16 protein-coding genes are annotated in these 17,307 nt (G+C 59.7%); 4 read left to right on the top strand and 12 right to left on the bottom strand.

What is annotated here, in order from left to right; translation table 11 throughout:
• Nucleotides 1-25: 25 nt before the first annotated feature.
• From NSND_RS16145 to NSND_RS16115, 6 genes are all read right to left on the bottom strand, one after another.
• A complete protein-coding gene (locus tag NSND_RS16145; RefSeq protein ID WP_080879970.1) occupies nucleotides 26-1,150 on the bottom strand; it encodes a GNAT family N-acetyltransferase in 1,125 nt (374 codons plus the stop codon).
• Nucleotides 1,147-2,658 carry an exosortase W gene (gene xrtW / locus NSND_RS16140; RefSeq protein ID WP_159450830.1) on the bottom strand — a complete coding sequence of 504 codons (1,512 nt, stop codon included), beginning with the start codon at nucleotides 2,656-2,658 and terminating at the stop codon, nucleotides 1,147-1,149. Before xrtW ends, NSND_RS16145 begins: the two co-directional genes overlap by 4 nt.
• Before the next feature lie 395 nt (nucleotides 2,659-3,053).
• Nucleotides 3,054-5,225, bottom strand: a complete 2,172-nt coding sequence (locus NSND_RS16130) for a tetratricopeptide repeat protein (protein ID WP_080879967.1) — start codon at nucleotides 5,223-5,225, stop codon at nucleotides 3,054-3,056.
• A gap of 51 nt (nucleotides 5,226-5,276) precedes the next feature.
• Nucleotides 5,277-7,619, bottom strand: a complete 2,343-nt coding sequence (locus NSND_RS16125) for a PEP-CTERM sorting domain-containing protein (protein WP_080879966.1) — start codon at nucleotides 7,617-7,619, stop codon at nucleotides 5,277-5,279.
• Between the two features lie 269 nt (nucleotides 7,620-7,888).
• Complete coding sequence (locus NSND_RS16120; protein ID WP_080879965.1) at nucleotides 7,889-8,272, bottom strand: hypothetical protein; 384 nt, start codon at nucleotides 8,270-8,272, stop codon at nucleotides 7,889-7,891.
• Between the two features lie 121 nt (nucleotides 8,273-8,393).
• Nucleotides 8,394-9,062: a response regulator gene (locus NSND_RS16115; RefSeq protein ID WP_080879964.1), complete on the bottom strand. Its 669-nt coding sequence runs from the start codon at nucleotides 9,060-9,062 to the stop codon at nucleotides 8,394-8,396.
• Nucleotides 9,063-9,418: 356 nt separating this feature from the next.
• On the opposite strand from NSND_RS16115, the gene NSND_RS16110 reads away from it, so the two are divergent.
• Nucleotides 9,419-9,856, top strand: a complete 438-nt coding sequence (locus NSND_RS16110) for a c-type cytochrome (protein WP_159450828.1) — start codon at nucleotides 9,419-9,421, stop codon at nucleotides 9,854-9,856.
• A gap of 42 nt (nucleotides 9,857-9,898) precedes the next feature.
• Here the strand turns inward: NSND_RS16110 and NSND_RS16105 are convergent, their stop codons facing one another.
• Together NSND_RS16105 and NSND_RS16100 are read right to left on the bottom strand one after the other, a co-directional pair.
• A complete protein-coding gene (locus tag NSND_RS16105; protein WP_080879962.1) occupies nucleotides 9,899-10,888 on the bottom strand; it encodes a CapA family protein in 990 nt (329 codons plus the stop codon).
• Between the two features lie 19 nt (nucleotides 10,889-10,907).
• Nucleotides 10,908-11,363 (bottom strand): PH domain-containing protein, encoded by a 456-nt coding sequence (locus NSND_RS16100; protein ID WP_080879961.1) that lies wholly within the window; start codon nucleotides 11,361-11,363, stop codon nucleotides 10,908-10,910.
• A 271-nt stretch (nucleotides 11,364-11,634) separates the two neighbouring features.
• Here NSND_RS16100 and NSND_RS16095 point away from each other — a divergent pair, with 271 nt between their 5' ends.
• Entirely contained in the window at nucleotides 11,635-12,630 is a 996-nt protein-coding gene (locus tag NSND_RS16095; protein ID WP_080879960.1) for a sugar phosphate nucleotidyltransferase, read from the top strand.
• Nucleotides 12,631-12,646: 16 nt separating this feature from the next.
• Here NSND_RS16095 and NSND_RS16090 read toward each other — a convergent pair whose 3' ends face one another.
• The 3 genes from NSND_RS16090 to NSND_RS16080 all read right to left on the bottom strand — a co-directional run bounded on the left by NSND_RS16090 (nucleotide 12,647) and on the right by NSND_RS16080 (nucleotide 14,480).
• Nucleotides 12,647-13,108, bottom strand: a complete 462-nt coding sequence (locus NSND_RS16090; protein ID WP_080879959.1) for a YbhB/YbcL family Raf kinase inhibitor-like protein — start codon at nucleotides 13,106-13,108, stop codon at nucleotides 12,647-12,649.
• 215 nt (nucleotides 13,109-13,323) lie between these two features.
• Nucleotides 13,324-14,259, bottom strand: a complete 936-nt coding sequence (locus NSND_RS16085) for an NAD(P)-binding domain-containing protein (RefSeq protein WP_080879958.1) — start codon at nucleotides 14,257-14,259, stop codon at nucleotides 13,324-13,326.
• The gene (locus NSND_RS16080; protein WP_080879957.1) at nucleotides 14,253-14,480 is read right to left on the bottom strand and encodes a hypothetical protein; all 228 of its coding nucleotides are present in this window, start codon (nucleotides 14,478-14,480) and stop codon (nucleotides 14,253-14,255) included. The genes NSND_RS16085 and NSND_RS16080 overlap by 7 nt, the downstream gene beginning before the upstream one ends.
• 349 nt (nucleotides 14,481-14,829) lie before the next feature.
• Here NSND_RS16080 and NSND_RS16075 point away from each other — a divergent pair, with 349 nt between their 5' ends.
• Together NSND_RS16075 and NSND_RS16070 are read left to right on the top strand one after the other, a co-directional pair.
• Nucleotides 14,830-15,501 (top strand): hypothetical protein, encoded by a 672-nt coding sequence (locus NSND_RS16075; RefSeq protein WP_080879956.1) that lies wholly within the window; start codon nucleotides 14,830-14,832, stop codon nucleotides 15,499-15,501.
• 289 nt (nucleotides 15,502-15,790) lie between these two features.
• The gene (locus NSND_RS16070; RefSeq protein ID WP_080879955.1) at nucleotides 15,791-16,468 is read left to right on the top strand and encodes an MlaC/ttg2D family ABC transporter substrate-binding protein; all 678 of its coding nucleotides are present in this window, start codon (nucleotides 15,791-15,793) and stop codon (nucleotides 16,466-16,468) included.
• Between the two features lie 174 nt (nucleotides 16,469-16,642).
• Here NSND_RS16070 and NSND_RS16065 read toward each other — a convergent pair whose 3' ends face one another.
• Nucleotides 16,643-17,065, bottom strand: a complete 423-nt coding sequence (locus NSND_RS16065; RefSeq protein ID WP_143833585.1) for a hypothetical protein — start codon at nucleotides 17,063-17,065, stop codon at nucleotides 16,643-16,645.
• Between the last annotated feature and the right edge of the window lie 242 nt (nucleotides 17,066-17,307).

Below are 17,307 nucleotides of genomic sequence, written 5' to 3'. Positions count from 1 at the left end.
CTCGCTCGTACGACCGACCCTCGTTCTACCTCAGCAATATCTTGGCAGCCTGCTTTCCGCTCTCCAGCAGCTTGAGAGCCACAGCTCGAACGGACCGGTTGTAATAGCGCAGCGTGATTGACCTTCGGATATCGTTAGACCATTCGAGTTTGTACGGTTGTGCGCCTTGCAATAGATCCACCATCCGCTCGCCGTCACAGATGGCCTGCTGAATGCGGTGGTACAGCACGAGCAGGCCCGGACTGGCTTTCGGAAGCACGTCCGGAGCGAACCCCGGCAAATAGAAATAATAGGCGCCTTGATAGACAAATCCATAGATACCTGCGATGGGCCGACCATCCAGCAACAACAGATCAAGGCTGGCCCGACCGCGCTCACTCAATACCCTCACGATGTCCCGGTGGAACCGTTTCGCACGTTCATCCGCAAATACGCCACCGCCGGGCCGAGGACTCCATCGTTGTTGGTGGAGGGCAACCACCGACTCGAACGCCGCCTCGACATCCGCAGGATTTGTGGCCCGAGTAAAATGCACCCGCCCGGCCTCTGCGAGACACTTCGTCTTTCGTTGCAAGGTATACCGCCGGTTCCGTCCCAGGCCGGCTCGATAGCTACCTACATCTCTCGGCAACCGAACCACAGGACAGCTGGTCATACGCACCACCTCTCCGACCTTCCCTGCCTCGGCAAATAGCTCGTTCCACAGATCGAGCGTGGAGGACTCGGCAGGCACATCGGAGAGCGTCAGCATGTCCCACTCGCCCCGTGCCTCATTGAACAGATACCGGTAGAGGCGTTGAAGCAGGGCAGGCTTGTGTCGCTCCTGCACGATGAAATCGAGATACGACGAACAGACGGCTTCGCTGCCCAGCCACCTCAATTCACGGACGGAGATCAGGCCTTGAGCCTTCGTCCTGCGGAGATACAACGGCGCAATGCCCACCAGGCATTCGTGCTCGTCGGACGCGAGAAGAATCCTCAGTTGTCCGTCTTCCAGATGATGTGTCGCCCAGTAGTACAACCACTCCCAGGTGAGAAAGAGACTGTGCCCCGGCACCCTGTCGAGCAACTCCTCCCATTCGCGAGCCAGCCCCTTGAATTCCTCAAGCGAAGTGACTACGCGGATGGTGAGTGCGGCACTCATCTTCATGGGAGATACTCTTGCATGAGAGGGAACACAGCGGCGGCAAATGCCTCCTGCGTCTGCCAGGAGTCTTCGCTCTGGTCTTTCCGAGGCTCAGTAGACACCATAACGAGGGCGCCATCGGTACGTCCGCGTACAAAGGCCTGTTTGACGGTCGCCAGCTTGGCCAGATTGCGGTCGGCGTAGCTCGTCCCGTTGATGTGATACCAGAACGTAACCGGGATGGATCGGTGGCCACGGTCTATGATGGTACGATTCGCCGGGACCGATCCTTCCTCGACCCGCAAAACCGTGGCGTTGGCCTTCTCATGAAGCGGGGCAGTTCCCATTCCCACCAGTTCTTTCCCCTGGCGTTGGGTCCTTGTATACGCAACAGAGAGCGCCACTCGACGGCCGTCAGATGCACGATAGCTCCGGACAAATGATTCATCCGCATCCGGCAAGCCAACGAGTGATTCGCTATTCTGCTGATGGTCAATGACCCAGTCACCGATGACGGTCGGGAACGTCGTCAGGTCTTTCTTGAGCTCCGCCGTCCCTCCTTCAAGCGCATACAAAGCAACCGTCGCTGCCGCAAGCGTGCAGCACGCCAGCCACCAGGCGCGATTCGATGCCGGACCAAGAGAGATGATTTGGCTGGAGGATTCGTTCTCCTCATGCAAAGACGGCGTCGGCGCAGCATGCTCCATCCTGCCCAACAGCCAGGCCCCCAGGAAGAGAAACCCGAATGCAACCCAATCGACAAACAGTCCCTGCAGAATATGGTACGGACCGTGAAGATCCTTGCCTCCCGCTTGAGCGTAGACTCCCATGACCGCCACGCGAACCCAATTCGCCACGATCGCGATCAGGACCGACGACAGCACCAGCGTGATCCGGCTCCACCAAGCCTGTAGCGTGAGAGAGGCCAGCGGCAATCCGATAGCCAGAACGGCAACGAGTAATCCGGCCCCGCTACACTCCCGAACGACCTCCAACGTCACAGTGGGTAAGATGATGCGGATGCTGTTCTCCAGCAGAACGGGAATGCCGAGCGCCTGCAGGATCGCGGCAGACATGGTCGCGGTCAGGAGCTGAAAGGGCCAGACCAGTGGTTCAGTCAGACCATCGAGGACGGGCGTCATGAAGATCAGATAGCCGAGCGGAAACGCCAGCGCTTTCAGATAGGCATATCCGCACAGAAGCAGCACAAGCCCTGCGAGTACCAGAATGAAGGCCAGGCTTCCGGTGGTGATAATTCCGGCAACTTCGCTCGCCAGCAGCAACGCCGTCGCGGCCACCAGCCATAGCAACCCTGGCCCAATCGCTGGTTCAACCGGAATCTGCCTCAACGCGGGCCATTGCAGCCAGGCGAGATAGAGACTGATCAGAGGGACCAGAAATCCATGCGAAAATCCATATCGGTTCCACCACAAGTTCCAGAGGTCGCCGAAGATGGGAGCGCAGAGCAGGACGAGAAGAATGCCGAGTCCAACCGCCGGGAGCAGGATGGAAGCATGGCTCAGACTGGCCACTGTCGCACCAGCGGAGAAGCGCGAGTGATTTGCGGTCTCCACCGTTTGAGACGGATTAACGAGAGAGTTTTCCAAGCGCCAACCTCACCGAACAGCACTGCTGCACAGTTCACGGACCACTAGGTCATTGAAACTCGCTGATGCTCTCCGACCAATCCGCAGGATGTTCAAAAAGGCCGTTCAGCGAGGCCGCAGCGAGGTGCACGGCGCGATGAATAAAGAGCGCCACGTCTGTGCACGCCGGCGAGTCAGTGAGCCGGCCGTGTCCTGGAGGCGACGCCACATCATTCCTACCGTCCACCCCTAGCCTGCCGAGACAGGCTTCTTTCCCGTGGCCGTACGTTGAGGAGCTGAACGATGCGAGAACAAAGCTGGCGGACTTTTTCAACATCCTGCTACTCTTCGACCTTGTTCGCCGCCAGCATCCGCGCCGCACGATCGGCTTCCGGGAAACCGCCCGGGAGTGACAGGGCAGTTTTCAGCTCGGACAGGGCCTCCTCCTGCTTCCCGATCTTAGCAAGGGCCACCGCGTGGTGGTAACGAACGACCGGATGTTGTGGAAGAGCCGCCGAAGCTTCTGCGAGGAACGGATAGGCCTTGTCGAACCGGCCTTGCTTGTAATACACCCATCCGAGCGTATCTTTGATCGCCGGGTTAGAAGGAGCCAACGCTAACGCATCGCGCGCAAACCCGAGCGCGTCGTCCAAGTCCTGTTGTTCGCTGAGACTGGCCGCAAGATTATTGGCAGCGACAACATTTTGAGGGTTGAGCTGGAAGGCCCGCTTATAGTGCACATTCGCCGCATCAACCCGCCCCTGCGAAGCCAACACCAGGCCCAACGCCGTATGGACCTCCGAATTGGTTTCGTCCTTGTTGAGGGCAGTCTGGAAGGCCGACGCAGCCGCCGGCCACTTTCCCTGCAAGAGATACACTTGGCCGAGTTCATAGTGGACGAGGGCGAGAGCCGGCGCGAAGTCGACCGCCTTCCGGAAGGCCTGCTCTGCTTGATCGGTCTTCCCCTGAGAGACGTACATCCGACCCGCCAGTCTCCAGAGATTCGGGTCACGCGGGGCTTTGGTTAGATACTGATCGAGCACGCGATCTGCCTGTTGAGCCTGCTTCGACTCCACGAGTGAGACCAGGTAGTCCTGCAGAACAATCAGATCATCAGGCGCATGCGAAAGGGCTTGGGAGAAGAGTTGCGCGGCCTCGGCTGGCCTTGCTTGCAGCTTGCGGAGCGCTGCCATCTTCACATAACCAATCGGTTGACCAGGAAGCTGCCTGACGATCGCTCCATACACCTCTTCGGCCTTAGTCCAGTTTTTCCCCAAGACGAACGCATCGCCGTATAGCACGGCAGCTTCCAGGTTGGCGGGGTTCAATCGCAACGCCTGCCACGCTTCCTTCTCAGCCTCAGCAGGCTTCTGTTGCGCGAGATACAGCTTCGCGAGAGTGAGGTGTGCGGCCTCGTTATCGGGCTGAAGGCGGATTGCCTCACGGAGTTCGTCTTGTGCAGAATCCGCCCGGCCCTGCGCCAAACGGGCCAGGCCAAGATAGAGGTGAGGTCCTGCCAAGGCCGCATTTCGACCAATGGTCTCTTCGAACAGGCTGATCGCCTGAAGCAAATCATTCTCAGCGAGCGCGATGCGGCCCTTGAGATAGAGACCGGCCGGGTCATGTGCGTCGGCCTCGAGAATGGCCTTCATGAGGGGTTTCGTCTCGGCGACTTGACCGACGGTCAGCTTCAACTCTGCGAGGGCCTTGCGCGCGTTGTGGGAGTTCATGTCGGTAATGAGACCGACCACTTCCAGCTCGGCATCATCCCATCGGCCGAGCGCGACATACTGCTCCGCGAGCACGAGCCGAATCTGTTCCTGATCTCGACTCAGCTCGACCGCTTTCCGAAACTCCTTGCGGCCCTCATCAGTGGTTCCTGTCGCAAATAGGAAACGCCCCCTGGCAACGCGTACATCCGCAGAGCTCGGAGCCACTTTAAGCGCTCGGTCGTACCACCCGGCTGCCTGCTTCAGTTCTTGCTGCGCAAAGTAGATGTTCGCGAGCGTGAGGAGGGGGCGGACCATCGTGGGATTGAGCTCTGCTGCTTGTTTCAGCAGCCCGATCGCATCCTCGACCCGATCTGCACCCAGGGCGAGACCAGCACGGAGGAGATAGCCGGCGGGGTGTTGAGGACGCGCAGCGAGTAATCTCTCAGCGAGCGTCGCAGCTTCGTCGGTTTTGCCTCCGGCCAGATAGAAATCGCCGAGGGACCATTGGGCTTCGAAATCAGTCGGGTCAAGTTGCACGACCCGACTGAGGGAGGTGAAGATCGTGGAAGGATCTCCGACCTGTGAAGCCGCCTTCGCGATCTTCCAGTGGATAGCGGGATTGTCTGGAGTCGCACGCACGGCGTTCTTGTATTCGATGACCGCCTCGCGGAATTTTTCCTGTTCCACATACCTGTCACCACGGCTTTCGTGCCTGGCAGCACGTTCTGAGGGAGCCTCGGAGCAGGAGATGAGAAAGGCAGAAAAGAAAATGAAGGACAGACACAACAGCCATCTAGCCATCGGAATTGATTCAGGCCCTTCCGCCTCAATCCCCTTGCAAAGGGTTGACCGCTAAGAAACAACGGTTAGGGCAGAACGAGCTCTTGCCTGCCTCCGCCGCCACCCTACCAGCGCAACGAATCCGATACCCACTAGCAGCAGCGTAGCCGGCTCGGGCGCAGAGGTCGCGGGTCCGGAGACGACTGCAAGTTGTAACGTGCCGAGCGCATCTACCACTCGCACGGACCAGTCTAAGCCGGATGCCAGCGCCGGCAGCGACAACCCGAGTAAAGTTCCGCTCATGGCGCAGCCGGTGCAAGTCAGGACGCCAAAGGTATTGCCCAATGACGGCGAAAACCCGTTCAGCAACCTTATCGTGAGGAACCCATTCAACGCGACTGCAGTTCCTGTCCCGTGCACCGCGAGAAGTCCATGGCTATTCAAACCAGCCAGGTTAATGCCCAATGTCCCGCCAAACCCTTGGGCGTATTGCCCCTTAATCGTAAGCGTTCCCAACCCGTTATTGCCTGGCAGAATCAGTCCTCCGCTATTCTGGACCGCTCCCTGAATCGTCCCGGTCCCGGTCAAGGCGCCCGCCTGCAGAGAGATATTGTGTGCAAACGTCCCGTTGACGATCGTCTCAGCCGCCACGGCATTTTGCAGATAAGTGCCGGTACCCGACACTCCTCCAACGGCACCGACACCAGCTCCGACCTCGAACGTCCCAGAATTCACCACCGTGCCGTGATTGATCAGCGTAGCCACGCCATTGACCGCAACCTGAAACGTTCCGGAGTTCACCACACTGCCTTGGTTCGTAAAAGTACCCGCGTTGACGAGCGTGTTGCCCGCATTCGTGAAGGTTCCGGTGTTGACGGTCGCGGGGGTCGCACCGACCCCTGCGCCAGAGCGCGTCTGGCCATAGGTGCCCGTCGCCCCGACAGTGATCGCCCCCTCGTTGGTCACGCGACCACCAAAGCTGGAGAACGAGCCATCGATCTGGGTCGTCCCTCCGCTCTGCTGAATATAATGTCCTCCAACTGGAGGTGGTGAGCCATGCTCCAGCCTCGGAAAGTTGCTGAAGGACGTCCCCTCGCCGATGCGCACCATCCCCGCGTTGGTAAAAGTGCCGGTGTTGCTGGTCGATGCAAACGGGAGTCCGGTGCTATCTCCGCGCGCCTGGAGATACTGCCCCGTCGCCCCCACCGTCATCGCGCCTTCATTCGTGACATACCCACGGGTGTCAAAGCTGCCGTCGATCAGGGTCGTCCCGCTCGCCTGTTGCATATACTGCCCGGACGAGGTTGGGCGGTCCGCCAGCACTCCGCTACGGAACTCTGTACCCTCCCCGATATACACCCGGCCCGCGTTCGTAAAAGTTCCGCCCTGGCCGGTACCCGTGCCTATAGGTGATAGACCGGCCACCTGACTGTACACCCCCGTCACGCTCACGGTGATCGCTCCCCCATTCTGGACGGCGAAATTGTTCACAAAAGTCCCGTCAATTCTCGTCGTCCCACCAGGAAACGGATGATAGACCCCACTGCTGGTATTGGTGAAAGAAGCGTGTTCACCGATGTGCACGCTTCCCACATGCGTAAAACCGCCCCTATTCTCGAATATGCCGGTGTAGATGTTCGTCATCCCGGCATTGGTAAAGGTGCCGGTGTTCGTGGTGCTGCCGGCCATGAAGGGAGATAGGGGACTTTCCTGGCGATACTCGCCGGTTGCCCCGATCCTGATCATGCCCGCGTTACTCACGTGACCGCCGGTGTTTTGGAGCTTCGCGTCGATCTGCGTCGTGCCGGTGGAGGATTGATCATACGTCGCCGAAGCCGCACGAACGCTAATAGGATCAATGGTGAAGTCACCGGCGACGATGTGCACCCGCCCCGCATTGGTAAAAGGCGCATCAGGGGTGACCGTAGTTGGCGTGACGAACGAACCAACAGCCTGCCGCTGAATGTATTGCCCTGTTTCCCCGACTATAATGTGGCCAAGGCTGTGCGTGACGGCGCCTTCGTTCACAAAGGTGCCCGCAATGCCAATGGAACCTAAGCCACCGCTATAGCGACCGGACGCCAGATTATTAAATTGCGATCCTTCCTGCAGGGCGAACACTCTGTTGTTGATAAATGCGTCTGAATTCGTGATGGTACCGGCGCTAAAGACCGCCCCGGAGTTTTCAAATCGATTTGCATTGGACAACGACGCAGAGGGCTGAATATTGATCGTGCCCACATTGGTGAACGGGACAAGATTTTCGCGAGGTGTGGACGGAGTGATAGTAATCGTGTTGCCGTCGGGATTGGGATTCGGTTCGATTTGAACGGCGAGGCCATCCCCGACGTGGGTCACCAGGAGGTTCGCCAGGAGACAGAGCGCGACAGGCCAATGCACATGTGGCCGATGCATATCCCTCCCGCACAGACCGGGCAGCTGGAAGTCAAAGTGGCATGAGCCTATACCCAAGGCTGGAATATTGGAATCTGGGAAATTTACTTGAGCTCACCCCACACGGGCAGACAGGCAGGGCCCCATGTCTTCCGGATCCTTGCGCGGAGACGTGAAGCGTCAATCGTGAAAGGCTTTCAGGGACTCAGAGCCCATGACTGAGGGCCTTCGCGAGCGGCCCTCTCTTTCGGAGCATACGCGACATGCTAGCCGCAATACGCCGAGTCATCTCAGCCTCGCTGGGACTTGGCGATTGCTCGCGTGATGACTTGCTTTTTTCTGGCGCGCTCAGCCGCTTCAACCGCCCGGCCCAAGGCGCGTGCAAACTCCGTCGGGTCTTCCGTCTCCGTCCGGCGCTGGGCCAAATCCCATTCCTGGGTAATGCCCTGCTTCTTCTGTTGACGCTTCACTGCTTCTACCGCACGCATCAACGCGGCAGATACCTGCGGCGCAGCGCCAGCGGATCCTCGGCGCTGCGACTCTTCCATGGCGGCAGTAACGGCGTCTTTATGCTGTTCCCGTCGGCCCGCCGCGGCTCTCCGCGCGACTGGGTCGGGAGTGGCTCCATTCTTCTCGCTCCTGGATGTTCTTGACTCACCTCGTACTGATTTCATGATCGATCTCCTTCACACCGGATGTGATTCACCCGCCGCCCTCGGAGAGCAAGGCTACCAGATGACCGCATGATTATATCAAGGCATCCGGCAGAAGGGAGAGCCCGGGTCACCGTTCTCGCTATGGACTGACCAGACCCTCCGCAATGGCATGCCTGGTCAGCGCGACGGTGGAATGGAGATTCAAGTGATCCATGATGCGAAATTTATGGAACTCGACGGTCTTCACCGCGATGTTGAGCATCGTGGCCACCTCTTTGGTCCCTCGCCCCTCCGCGATGAGTTGCAGCACCTCTCGCTGACGCGGCGTGAGGGAGGAGACTGACGTGCAGACAGACACACCTGTCGCGTCGCTCTGGTTGGTCACCATCATGTCCTTAATGAGGAGTGAGGTCAGAAAGTAGTCTCCCCGTTGTGCGGCGCTGATGGCCTGACTCAATTCAGATGCAGGCGACCGTTTGAGCAGGTAGGCTGACGCGCCGACCTTAAACGCATCGGCCACCATCCTGCTACTCTCCTGAACCGTCAGAAACATCAGGCCACTCTCCGGGGCCAGTTTGGTGAGCTGCCGTGCCGCATCCAGACCATTGAGCAACGGCAGCAGCACTTCCATCACAATCACGTCCGGACGTAACCTCTCTGCCTCCACCAGAAGCGACCGGCCATCTTTCACTATCCCAACGACATCACAAGACGGCTCGATCAATGCCCGAACCCCTGCTGCAACAATCAGCTGGTCATCAGCAAGGAGGACTCGACATCGATCATCTCTGTGATCGGTACACACCATCACATCACTCCCCACATTTCACCACGCACGGATGTCACCATGTATGGATCACGATGGAGCAGATTCCGCTTCGCTGAACAGGTCCTGACCCAAGCAAGTGTTTTGCCATCTTTCAGGCGGTACCTGGAGAGTCCGATGACGCTTTAATATCGAAGCCGTAAGGGCTGTTGCGGCTGGGAGGGATCGGGATGGCAGGGCCTAGCCTGTGGCACGCGTCCCCAACACATCGCCAGCATACAGGGGCAATAGGGGGCAGTGTGGCAGGTGCACCTCCAGCGTTCCCCATCCACACCATTGTGTTCCAGACCCCATCGCGGCATACTGCCCGGGGGCCTTCAACCTTGAGGACAGACACCATGCACGCACGCCGGCTGTTCTATGGATTGATGCTGATCGTCATGCTGCTCTCCACTGCTTCCGGCAGGGATGCAGAGGCGGCCGACACCGGCACCGTCATGAAGGGGAATGCCGGACAGGGGCAGGCACTCTTCAACGGCAAGGGCATCTGTCACTACTGTCACGGCGTGGACGGAGTGCTCGACAAGAAGCCTTCACTCAAGCCTGACACGGCGGCCGCTATCGCAAAGCTGTCCGCCACGGCTCCCGATCTTCGCAATCGCGCCGCGCTGACCCTGAAGGACAACAAAGCCCGCTTCCGGGCGATTCGTGAGGGACATCCGGGAAGTGGCATGCTGCCCGACACCACGCTAAGCGACCAGGACATCACAGACCTGCTGGCCTATCTCGCCAGCCTCCGGCAAAGCCAGACCACTCCCGGCAAGAACCCCTACTAAGCGGCCCGTCCCCTCCCGCGCCGCCGGGAACGACTCGCTGATTCATCCGATGGTCACTGAACCGACGCCGTCGTGAAACGCGATGGGCGTGCCCAGCGCGGCGCACTTGGCCTGCATGGTTTTCTGGAGAAACAGGGCGTCCTGGTGCCGGGCGAGCCTCACGCGGCAATGCTCAATGCGAACGGGATGAAGCCGAATGCGCGCGACACGGCCTGGCTCCACGTCAAGGACGAACAGGAACGACAGATCGTTGCGTTCATTCTCATCCACCATGTAGTCGTCGATGAAATCGCCGCTCGAATACAGAATCGCCTTCCCATGGTAGAGTTCGATCCCTTGAGGACTGTGATTGGAATGTCCCCAATAGAGATCGGCTCCCAGATCAAGCAGTTCATGAGCCAACGCCCGCATCTCAACTGACGGCGCACCCCAGTTAGGTCCGACGTGGGCGCTGACCAACACAAGACCGGCTTGACGCCGGGCTCGTTTGATCGCGTCCGCCACACGCGCTCGATAGGGCTCCTTGAGTCCCCTACGGTCGTAGGCCACATAGACGACTCCCGGTTTTACATCGGCGGCTTCCCAGTCCGGCTCATTATCGGTCAGCGCCAGCACTGCAACCCGGCTCCCGGTCGACGACAAGAATGCCGGCTCCATCGCTGTCGCCAGATTCCGGCCGGCCCCCGCATGCGTGATGCCGGCCCGATCGAGTAGTCCAAGGCAATCGAGCAAGGCCTCCGCCCCGTAATCGAGAACATGGTTGTTGGCCAACGTCACCGCATCGATGCTTGCCGACTTGAGACAGTCGATCGCTCTCGGATGGGCACGGAAATGGAACGCTTTCGATTGCGGACGCCATTCTCGCCCGCGTGCGCTAATGACGCATTCCAGGTTGATGACTCGAAGGTCCGCCGCAAGCAGGAGCGGCAACACATCGCCCCAGACGGCCTCAGGCCGGAGGGACTGGTTCCGGATCACCTCTTGATCCACCATCCGTCCCAGCATCACATCGCCGGTCAATGCAATCTGCATCGGTCTTACCGATGATTCCTTAGGCCGATCGCCTCGCCAGCGCGGCCTGAATCCGTTGTTTCACATCCTCCGGATCAAACACTCCAGGGAAACGAATCATCGCGTCGTCCTGCCGACCTCGAACGACCACGGTCCCGATCCCCATCAGATCAGCCAGCGGCCCCTGCTTGATGGAGATCTCGCGGATCTCCCGATACTCGATCGATTGAATGTCGCGTCCCGTCCAGCCGTTCCGCAGCACGACTCGTCGGCTTGTCACGACATACCGCCCCCACCGGCGCAATGCGGCGGCGATTCCCAACAACGTGATCGCGCCGACCAGCCAACCACTCCATCCTGACAGGGAAGACCTCACAAGAAGTGCAACCCGCAGCATCATGATGCTCACGATCAGATAGAGCCAGATGAATTGACTCCAGGCCGCAGCGCCTTCCCACAGAATCGGCTCTTTCTCTCCTGTGGCATTCTCATCCATGGCAGTGACCTGGGACTTTTCTCTACAGCCCGACTATCCGGTTCTGTCGCGGAGTTCCCCACACCTCCACCGGACCACAGAAACGGGAACACAGAGAGCGTTGTGCGTTTATGCGCAGATACCGCCTGCAAGCCTCTTCACTTTTGCTGGCCTCGCTCTTGCTTTTCACTGCCTATGAGTCGCCTTGCACTGTGCTGCAAGTTTCGGACAATCGATTGTTGCCTGAGTGCCCCTCCGCTCCCTGACCACCAAACTCAGTCAAAGGAACGTCATGGATCAGCAACACCCATCCCCTTCCCGCTGGGCCATCGTCCTTGCGGGAGGCGAAGGCACCAGGATGCAGCCACTCGTTCATCGCTGGCTCGGATTCAACCGGCCCAAACAGTATTGCGCCTTCGTCGGCTCCCGCTCCATATTTCAGCATACCGTGGACCGCGCGGCCTTGGTGACAGCCCCGGAACGCATCGTCGCCGTGGTGGGGCGCGATCATCGCGACGAAATCCTGACACAGCTACAGGGGCGAACCATCGGGCAGGTCATCTACCAGCCACGCAACTGCGAAACGGCGGCGGGACTCTTTCTCCCCTTGACCTACATTCATGCCCGGGCCCCCGGCGCGACGGTCGTCATCTTTGCCTCCGACCACTTCATCCATCCGGAAGACCGTTTTCTAGCGGCCGTGTGCCGCATGGCCGGCCTGGCGGAGACCATGCCCGATCGACTGGTTCTGCTGGGGATCCGACCGGATCGACTCGAAATGGAATATGGATGGATCCTCCCCGGCACCGCGCTTTCCTCGCCGGAGGAGGCACCGATATGCGAGGTCCATTCATTTATGGAAAAGCCCAGCCGGATCCAGGCTGTCAAGGCGTTTCGCCACGGCGCATTGTGGAATACCTTTGTGTTTGCCGCGCGAGCCGAATTGTTGTGGCAGGTGGGGACGCGTTGCTTCCCAGACGTGATGCGCCGCTTTGAACGGCTCAGAAGCGTGATCGGCCAGTCGCAGGAGGCAGAGGTTCTCGACGCCATTTACAAGGACATGCCCGCGTACAATGTGTCGACCACCCTGCTCCAGCAGGCCGCCGAGTCCGCGGTCGTCGTTGAGCTGCAGGATGTCCTCTGGAGTGATTGGGGCCAACCAGCCAGGGTTGCGGAGACGCTTCGTCGAATCGGCCGCATGCCCGCCGTTCCGATGGAATGCCTCGACCCTCCTTTTTCCACGAGGCCTCTGACAGGCGCCGACCCCGCCCCGGTCGTACAGCCATAAAACGAGAGGCCCGATTCTATCGCGCAAACCGACCCATCAAGGACGCTTCGGCCAGTACATGCCCCTGCATCGCCTCGACCACCTGAGCTTTTGTGGCCCGCGATTTGAGCGCCAACTCGCAATCCAACGCATACAACTTGAAGTAATACCGGTGCGGTTTCCCGGGCGGTGGACATGGCCCGCCATAGCCGATTTCCTGGCTGTCGTTCAGGCCCTGCTGCGCCCCGTTCGGCAATGTCTCCTGAGTCGGAATCCCTTCGGCCAGGCCACGGAGATCCAACGGGATGTTGTAGAATACCCAATGCACCCATGTACGACCCGGCGCATCGGGATCGTCGGCAATGAGCGCAAAACTTCGCGTGCCCCCCGGGGGATGGTTCCAGCGCAATGGGGGCGACAGGTCCTCGCCTTCACACGTGTGTTTCTTCGGAATGAGTTCCCCCTCCTTGAACGCGCTACAGGCAAGTTCGAACGGCATCACAGACTCCTTCGTGTTTCTTCGGGATTATGACGTTGCCGCACCCGCTTGGGTCTATCAGGCTGCGGAAAACCTCGATTGTGGCGCCATACGTTATGATCAACTCGTGCGCCGTGTCGGTATCAGGATCACCCGCAGGATGCGCAAAAAGGCCATCCAGCAAGGCCGCAGCGGGAGAAGCGAGAACGCCGCTGGCGGACTTTTTCCGCATCCTGCTATAACCAGATTCGCTCGGCGGTTTGTGCCTGCTCTCCCCACAAGGCGCTCATGGGCAGATCGAGGAGGGAATGCGCGCCGGGGCTCAACCCCGGCAACGCCCGGGCGGCAGCCAGCATCATGTGTGCCGTGAGAATGGCTTCGTCGAAGCGGGCTTCAAAGAGAAACCGCTGATGCCCCGCACGCCCCGGCGCACTCCGCCGCTCAAGCGCGACCCCGCGCCCTTCCTGCTCGAGCGCGGCCACACTGTCGACCGGAAATACCAGCGTCTCTTCTCCGAGGAAGAGCGGATCGGCGCGAATCTCAGCGGCCACGCGATCCGCCGCGCCCCCCTTCTCCAACTCGACATAGACATACCGTTGCCGCGCCCCGTTTGCCGCAACCTGTTCCGTGCAAAGCGCGTCCTTGACGCCGGCCACCCGGCGGGCCATCGCGGTATGATGAAGGCTCGCGGCCACCCGATGCCTCATCTCGCTCTCGCCCTCCGGAGCGAGGAGCCCGAACAGGGAGCGCATGACGGACAACGCGCCTGGATCCCATCCGGCACCCACAATGGCCGGAACATCGAAACGAGTGGCGAACCGGTTGATCGCTTCCCGATGTGCTTGAAACGCCTCTCCGTGCAAGAGCGCGCATTCGATGATCGGGAGACCATGCTGGAGACAGCCGTGGGCAACCCCTTCGAGCTGGTCGATCGGCACGCACAACAGCGCCGCATCCATCTCGTGCACCTGCGCCGTGTGCGACACGACCGGAATCTTGCTGAACACCTCCGGCAACGGCTGAGCGAGACTGTCGAGGCGTCGAACGATGGCCGCCAGGAACAGGTCCTTGCTCGTGAGCAGCAATTCTGCGCAAGCCCGTCCGACTTTTCCGAATCCCACCACCCCGATGCGGATAGTGTTCTTTTCATTCCGACCCTTTGGAATTACCACAGTCCAAAACTCACATCCTTGAAGGGAATCGTTTCCCATTGCTCGCTTTCCAGGCCGAGGATTTCGATGTCGAGGTTTGACGGAATGACTCGCATTCCTTTGGGCCGGACCCAGCTATCCGACTTCAACGACTTCACGTACAGATGAGGTCTGGCTTGGGCATAATCCCGTTGATGGAAGAGCTCGAGTAGCCGCAATGCATCCGGCATGGTCCACGTCATACTGTCCTCCTCACAAGTTTCAATCACCCGTACCATGCAGTCGAGTGAGCAATCGCGATGCCTGCTGAGTCTCGCCTGTCCAGCTATCGGATCGACGGCCCGTTTGTTCAGCAAACTCGCCGCTATGGAACGTCCGCACGAGTAGCGCCGCCGATACAGGGTACTCCGGCATCCCTGCTATCGAGTTCATGCCTGGGCCCTTTCGCAGCATCATGGCGAAGCGCTTGTAGCGGATTTCCTCACCTGAACTCCCGCTGGATGCGGGACCAATCATTGCATCTGTTGTATGGCAATCACGGTGATGAACTCGCCATCGCAAGAGAGGGGGGAAACCGTCCGGGTGAGACGCATGGGGCCATCAGTCGTATGGGTGCTACTGCTCGCGGGATTCTTGCTGTCAGCCGGCTGTATCGGGCCTCTGCAACAGTGGGGAGAAGAAACGACATTCCGCCCCAAGGCCACCTCCTTTGACCCGGCCACGCTGAAGCACGAGCAGGTTGCCGTCCTGAACGCGGTGGTGGGATTCGGATTGGAGGGGTTTGCCCATCAGGTCTCCCGCTCATTGTCGAGTGCCTTGGATCAGCGGCCGACTCTGATCACGGCTCTGCCGGTCCACGAAGCGTTGAACCGTATCAACCGGGGAGAGTTGGGGGAAGAGTATGCCGCTATGGTGGCCGACTATGTCAGAACCGGTATCCTTAATCGGGCGGGGCTCCAGAAAATCGGACAGGCCATTCACACCAACTATGTCTTTCAACCCAGCCTCGCCTCGTTCAACCAATCCATGTCCGGGCGCTTTTCCTTCTTCGGTCTGCGAGTCCTGCAAACCCGCGTCACCATGCTCCGCATGAGCCTGCAACTGTGGGACACCAGAACGAGCGAGATCGTCTGGGAATCATCCGGTGAGGCCACCCTCGCCGGAGAGGACGTTCGCGAGTTCCGTATCCCCTTCGATGAGATCGCCCGGCGCTTGTGGACTCACATGCTCGACGATCTCTTCAAAGACCTACCCGCAGAATGACTGATCGGGGCCGTGGTGCCGCCGCAGCTCGGGCACGTTTTCGCCTTCTCCCTATCCATCCCCACCGGCCTCCTCTGTCGCTATTCGCACCAGTGGAGATGTGAGCAGTGAGGTATCCGCCCCCAACGCAGATTGTGACTCGACAACATTCCAGCTCGCGGCAATGCAAATTCGTATGGGCTTACATCCCTGCAGGGGACAGGCACGCGCGAAGGTATGCGACTTGCTGCTCCCTGGTTATAGCGCTCCACAAGAAGCGAGGGTTTTCATCCTACGAGGTGACTGTTCCATGTCGTACGTCGGTATCAACATCGGAGCCCTCACGGTGAACGACACCATACGCCTCTCCGGCATCATCAACGCGGTCTTCATCAGCCTGATCCTCGGCTGGACACCGGCCGGCAGCGGACAGGCGGCGCCGGAGCACGCCACTCCGACCGCCGTCGTTCGCGAGACACTCGACGCGGTCTTTCACATCCTCGACGACCAGCAATTAAAAGGCCCCGGCCACCTGACGCAGCGTCGGCATCTCCTGGAGAACATCATCGCCGAGCGGTTCGACTACGAAGAGATGTCGAAACGGACGCTCGCCGCCCATTGGAAACCGCTCAACCCCTCGGAACGGCAGGAGTTCGTGCAGCTCTTCAAAGCGTTTCTGTCGGACCAGTATGCGGCCAGGATCGAAGGGTACGCAGGCGAGCGGGTGGTCTATCTCTCTGAGCGCACGGTCGACGGATACGCCGAAGTCCGAACCAGACTGGTGTCCGACAAGCTGGACTTTCCGATGGATTATCGGCTGACGAATAAAGGCGGTACCTGGTATGCCTATGACGTGATTGTCGATGGAGTGAGTCTGGTCATGAACTATCGCAGTCAATTCGGCAAGATCATCGTAGAGTCGTCGTTCCAGGAACTGTTGCGCCGACTGAGAGAGCGGAGGGGGAGCGAAGAGAAAGCGAAGACGTGAGACCCTGAGATCCAATTCGAGGATTCGCGCGAGCGAGACGGCCACCCATCCCGAGACCTCCGGGTAGGTCAATGCGACCTACTCATTCTTGCAGGGGACTCCCTCCACACAACCCCCTCGAACCCTAACCAGTGGATTGTGGGATATGACGTGTACATCCTCGCGTGCGGCAACTCAGGCCGACGGCGGACCAACCTCCTGCCTGCTAAGCCGGTTGAGGTGACGAGAGACATCGTGATACTGCGCCGGCGTCACGAGATAACAATAGTCGAACAGGCGGTCCGCCGCCTCGTCGGAAATCCCCTCTTCGCGTGCCTGGAGCATCTCCATGAACCGATTCATGGCCCGGTACACCGCCTCACTCTCGCCGTTGATGAGGTGCGCGCGCACCATTGTCAGTTGTCCGAGATAGGGGGCGAACGGGTGACCGCTCCCTCCTTCCTTCGCCTGCTCCACGAGGACCGCCCGGACCATTGCATCAAGCCAGTCCTGCTCGCTCGCAGCAGCCGTACTCCACCCCCCGGCCAATAACAGGAGCACGCAGGTCAGCATGAGGCCTCGTGCCATCGTTCGCGTGCTGTCATATGAGATCCGCATCTTGCCCTCCTTCCTTGCGAGAGGGCCGCCAACCATCGCATCGTCACCCCTCAGCAGCTCACTCGTCGCCGGCGCAAGAGCGCGCCTCCTGTATTACAAAGCAGCATAGGCTATGCCACGCATAAGCCGCTGCAATGGTTGAATCTCCATTTCAGGCCTGCCCTAAATTGCCACAGGCGCCCGGCAGGCCACTGGGGCACGAGCCCCCATTGACCTCGCCCAAAACAGCATTATCCAATAAG

Source organism: Nitrospira sp. ND1 (genome assembly GCF_900170025.1).
Taxonomy (GTDB): domain Bacteria; phylum Nitrospirota; class Nitrospiria; order Nitrospirales; family Nitrospiraceae; genus Nitrospira_A.
This window is presented reverse-complemented; position numbering and strand designations above follow the sequence as displayed.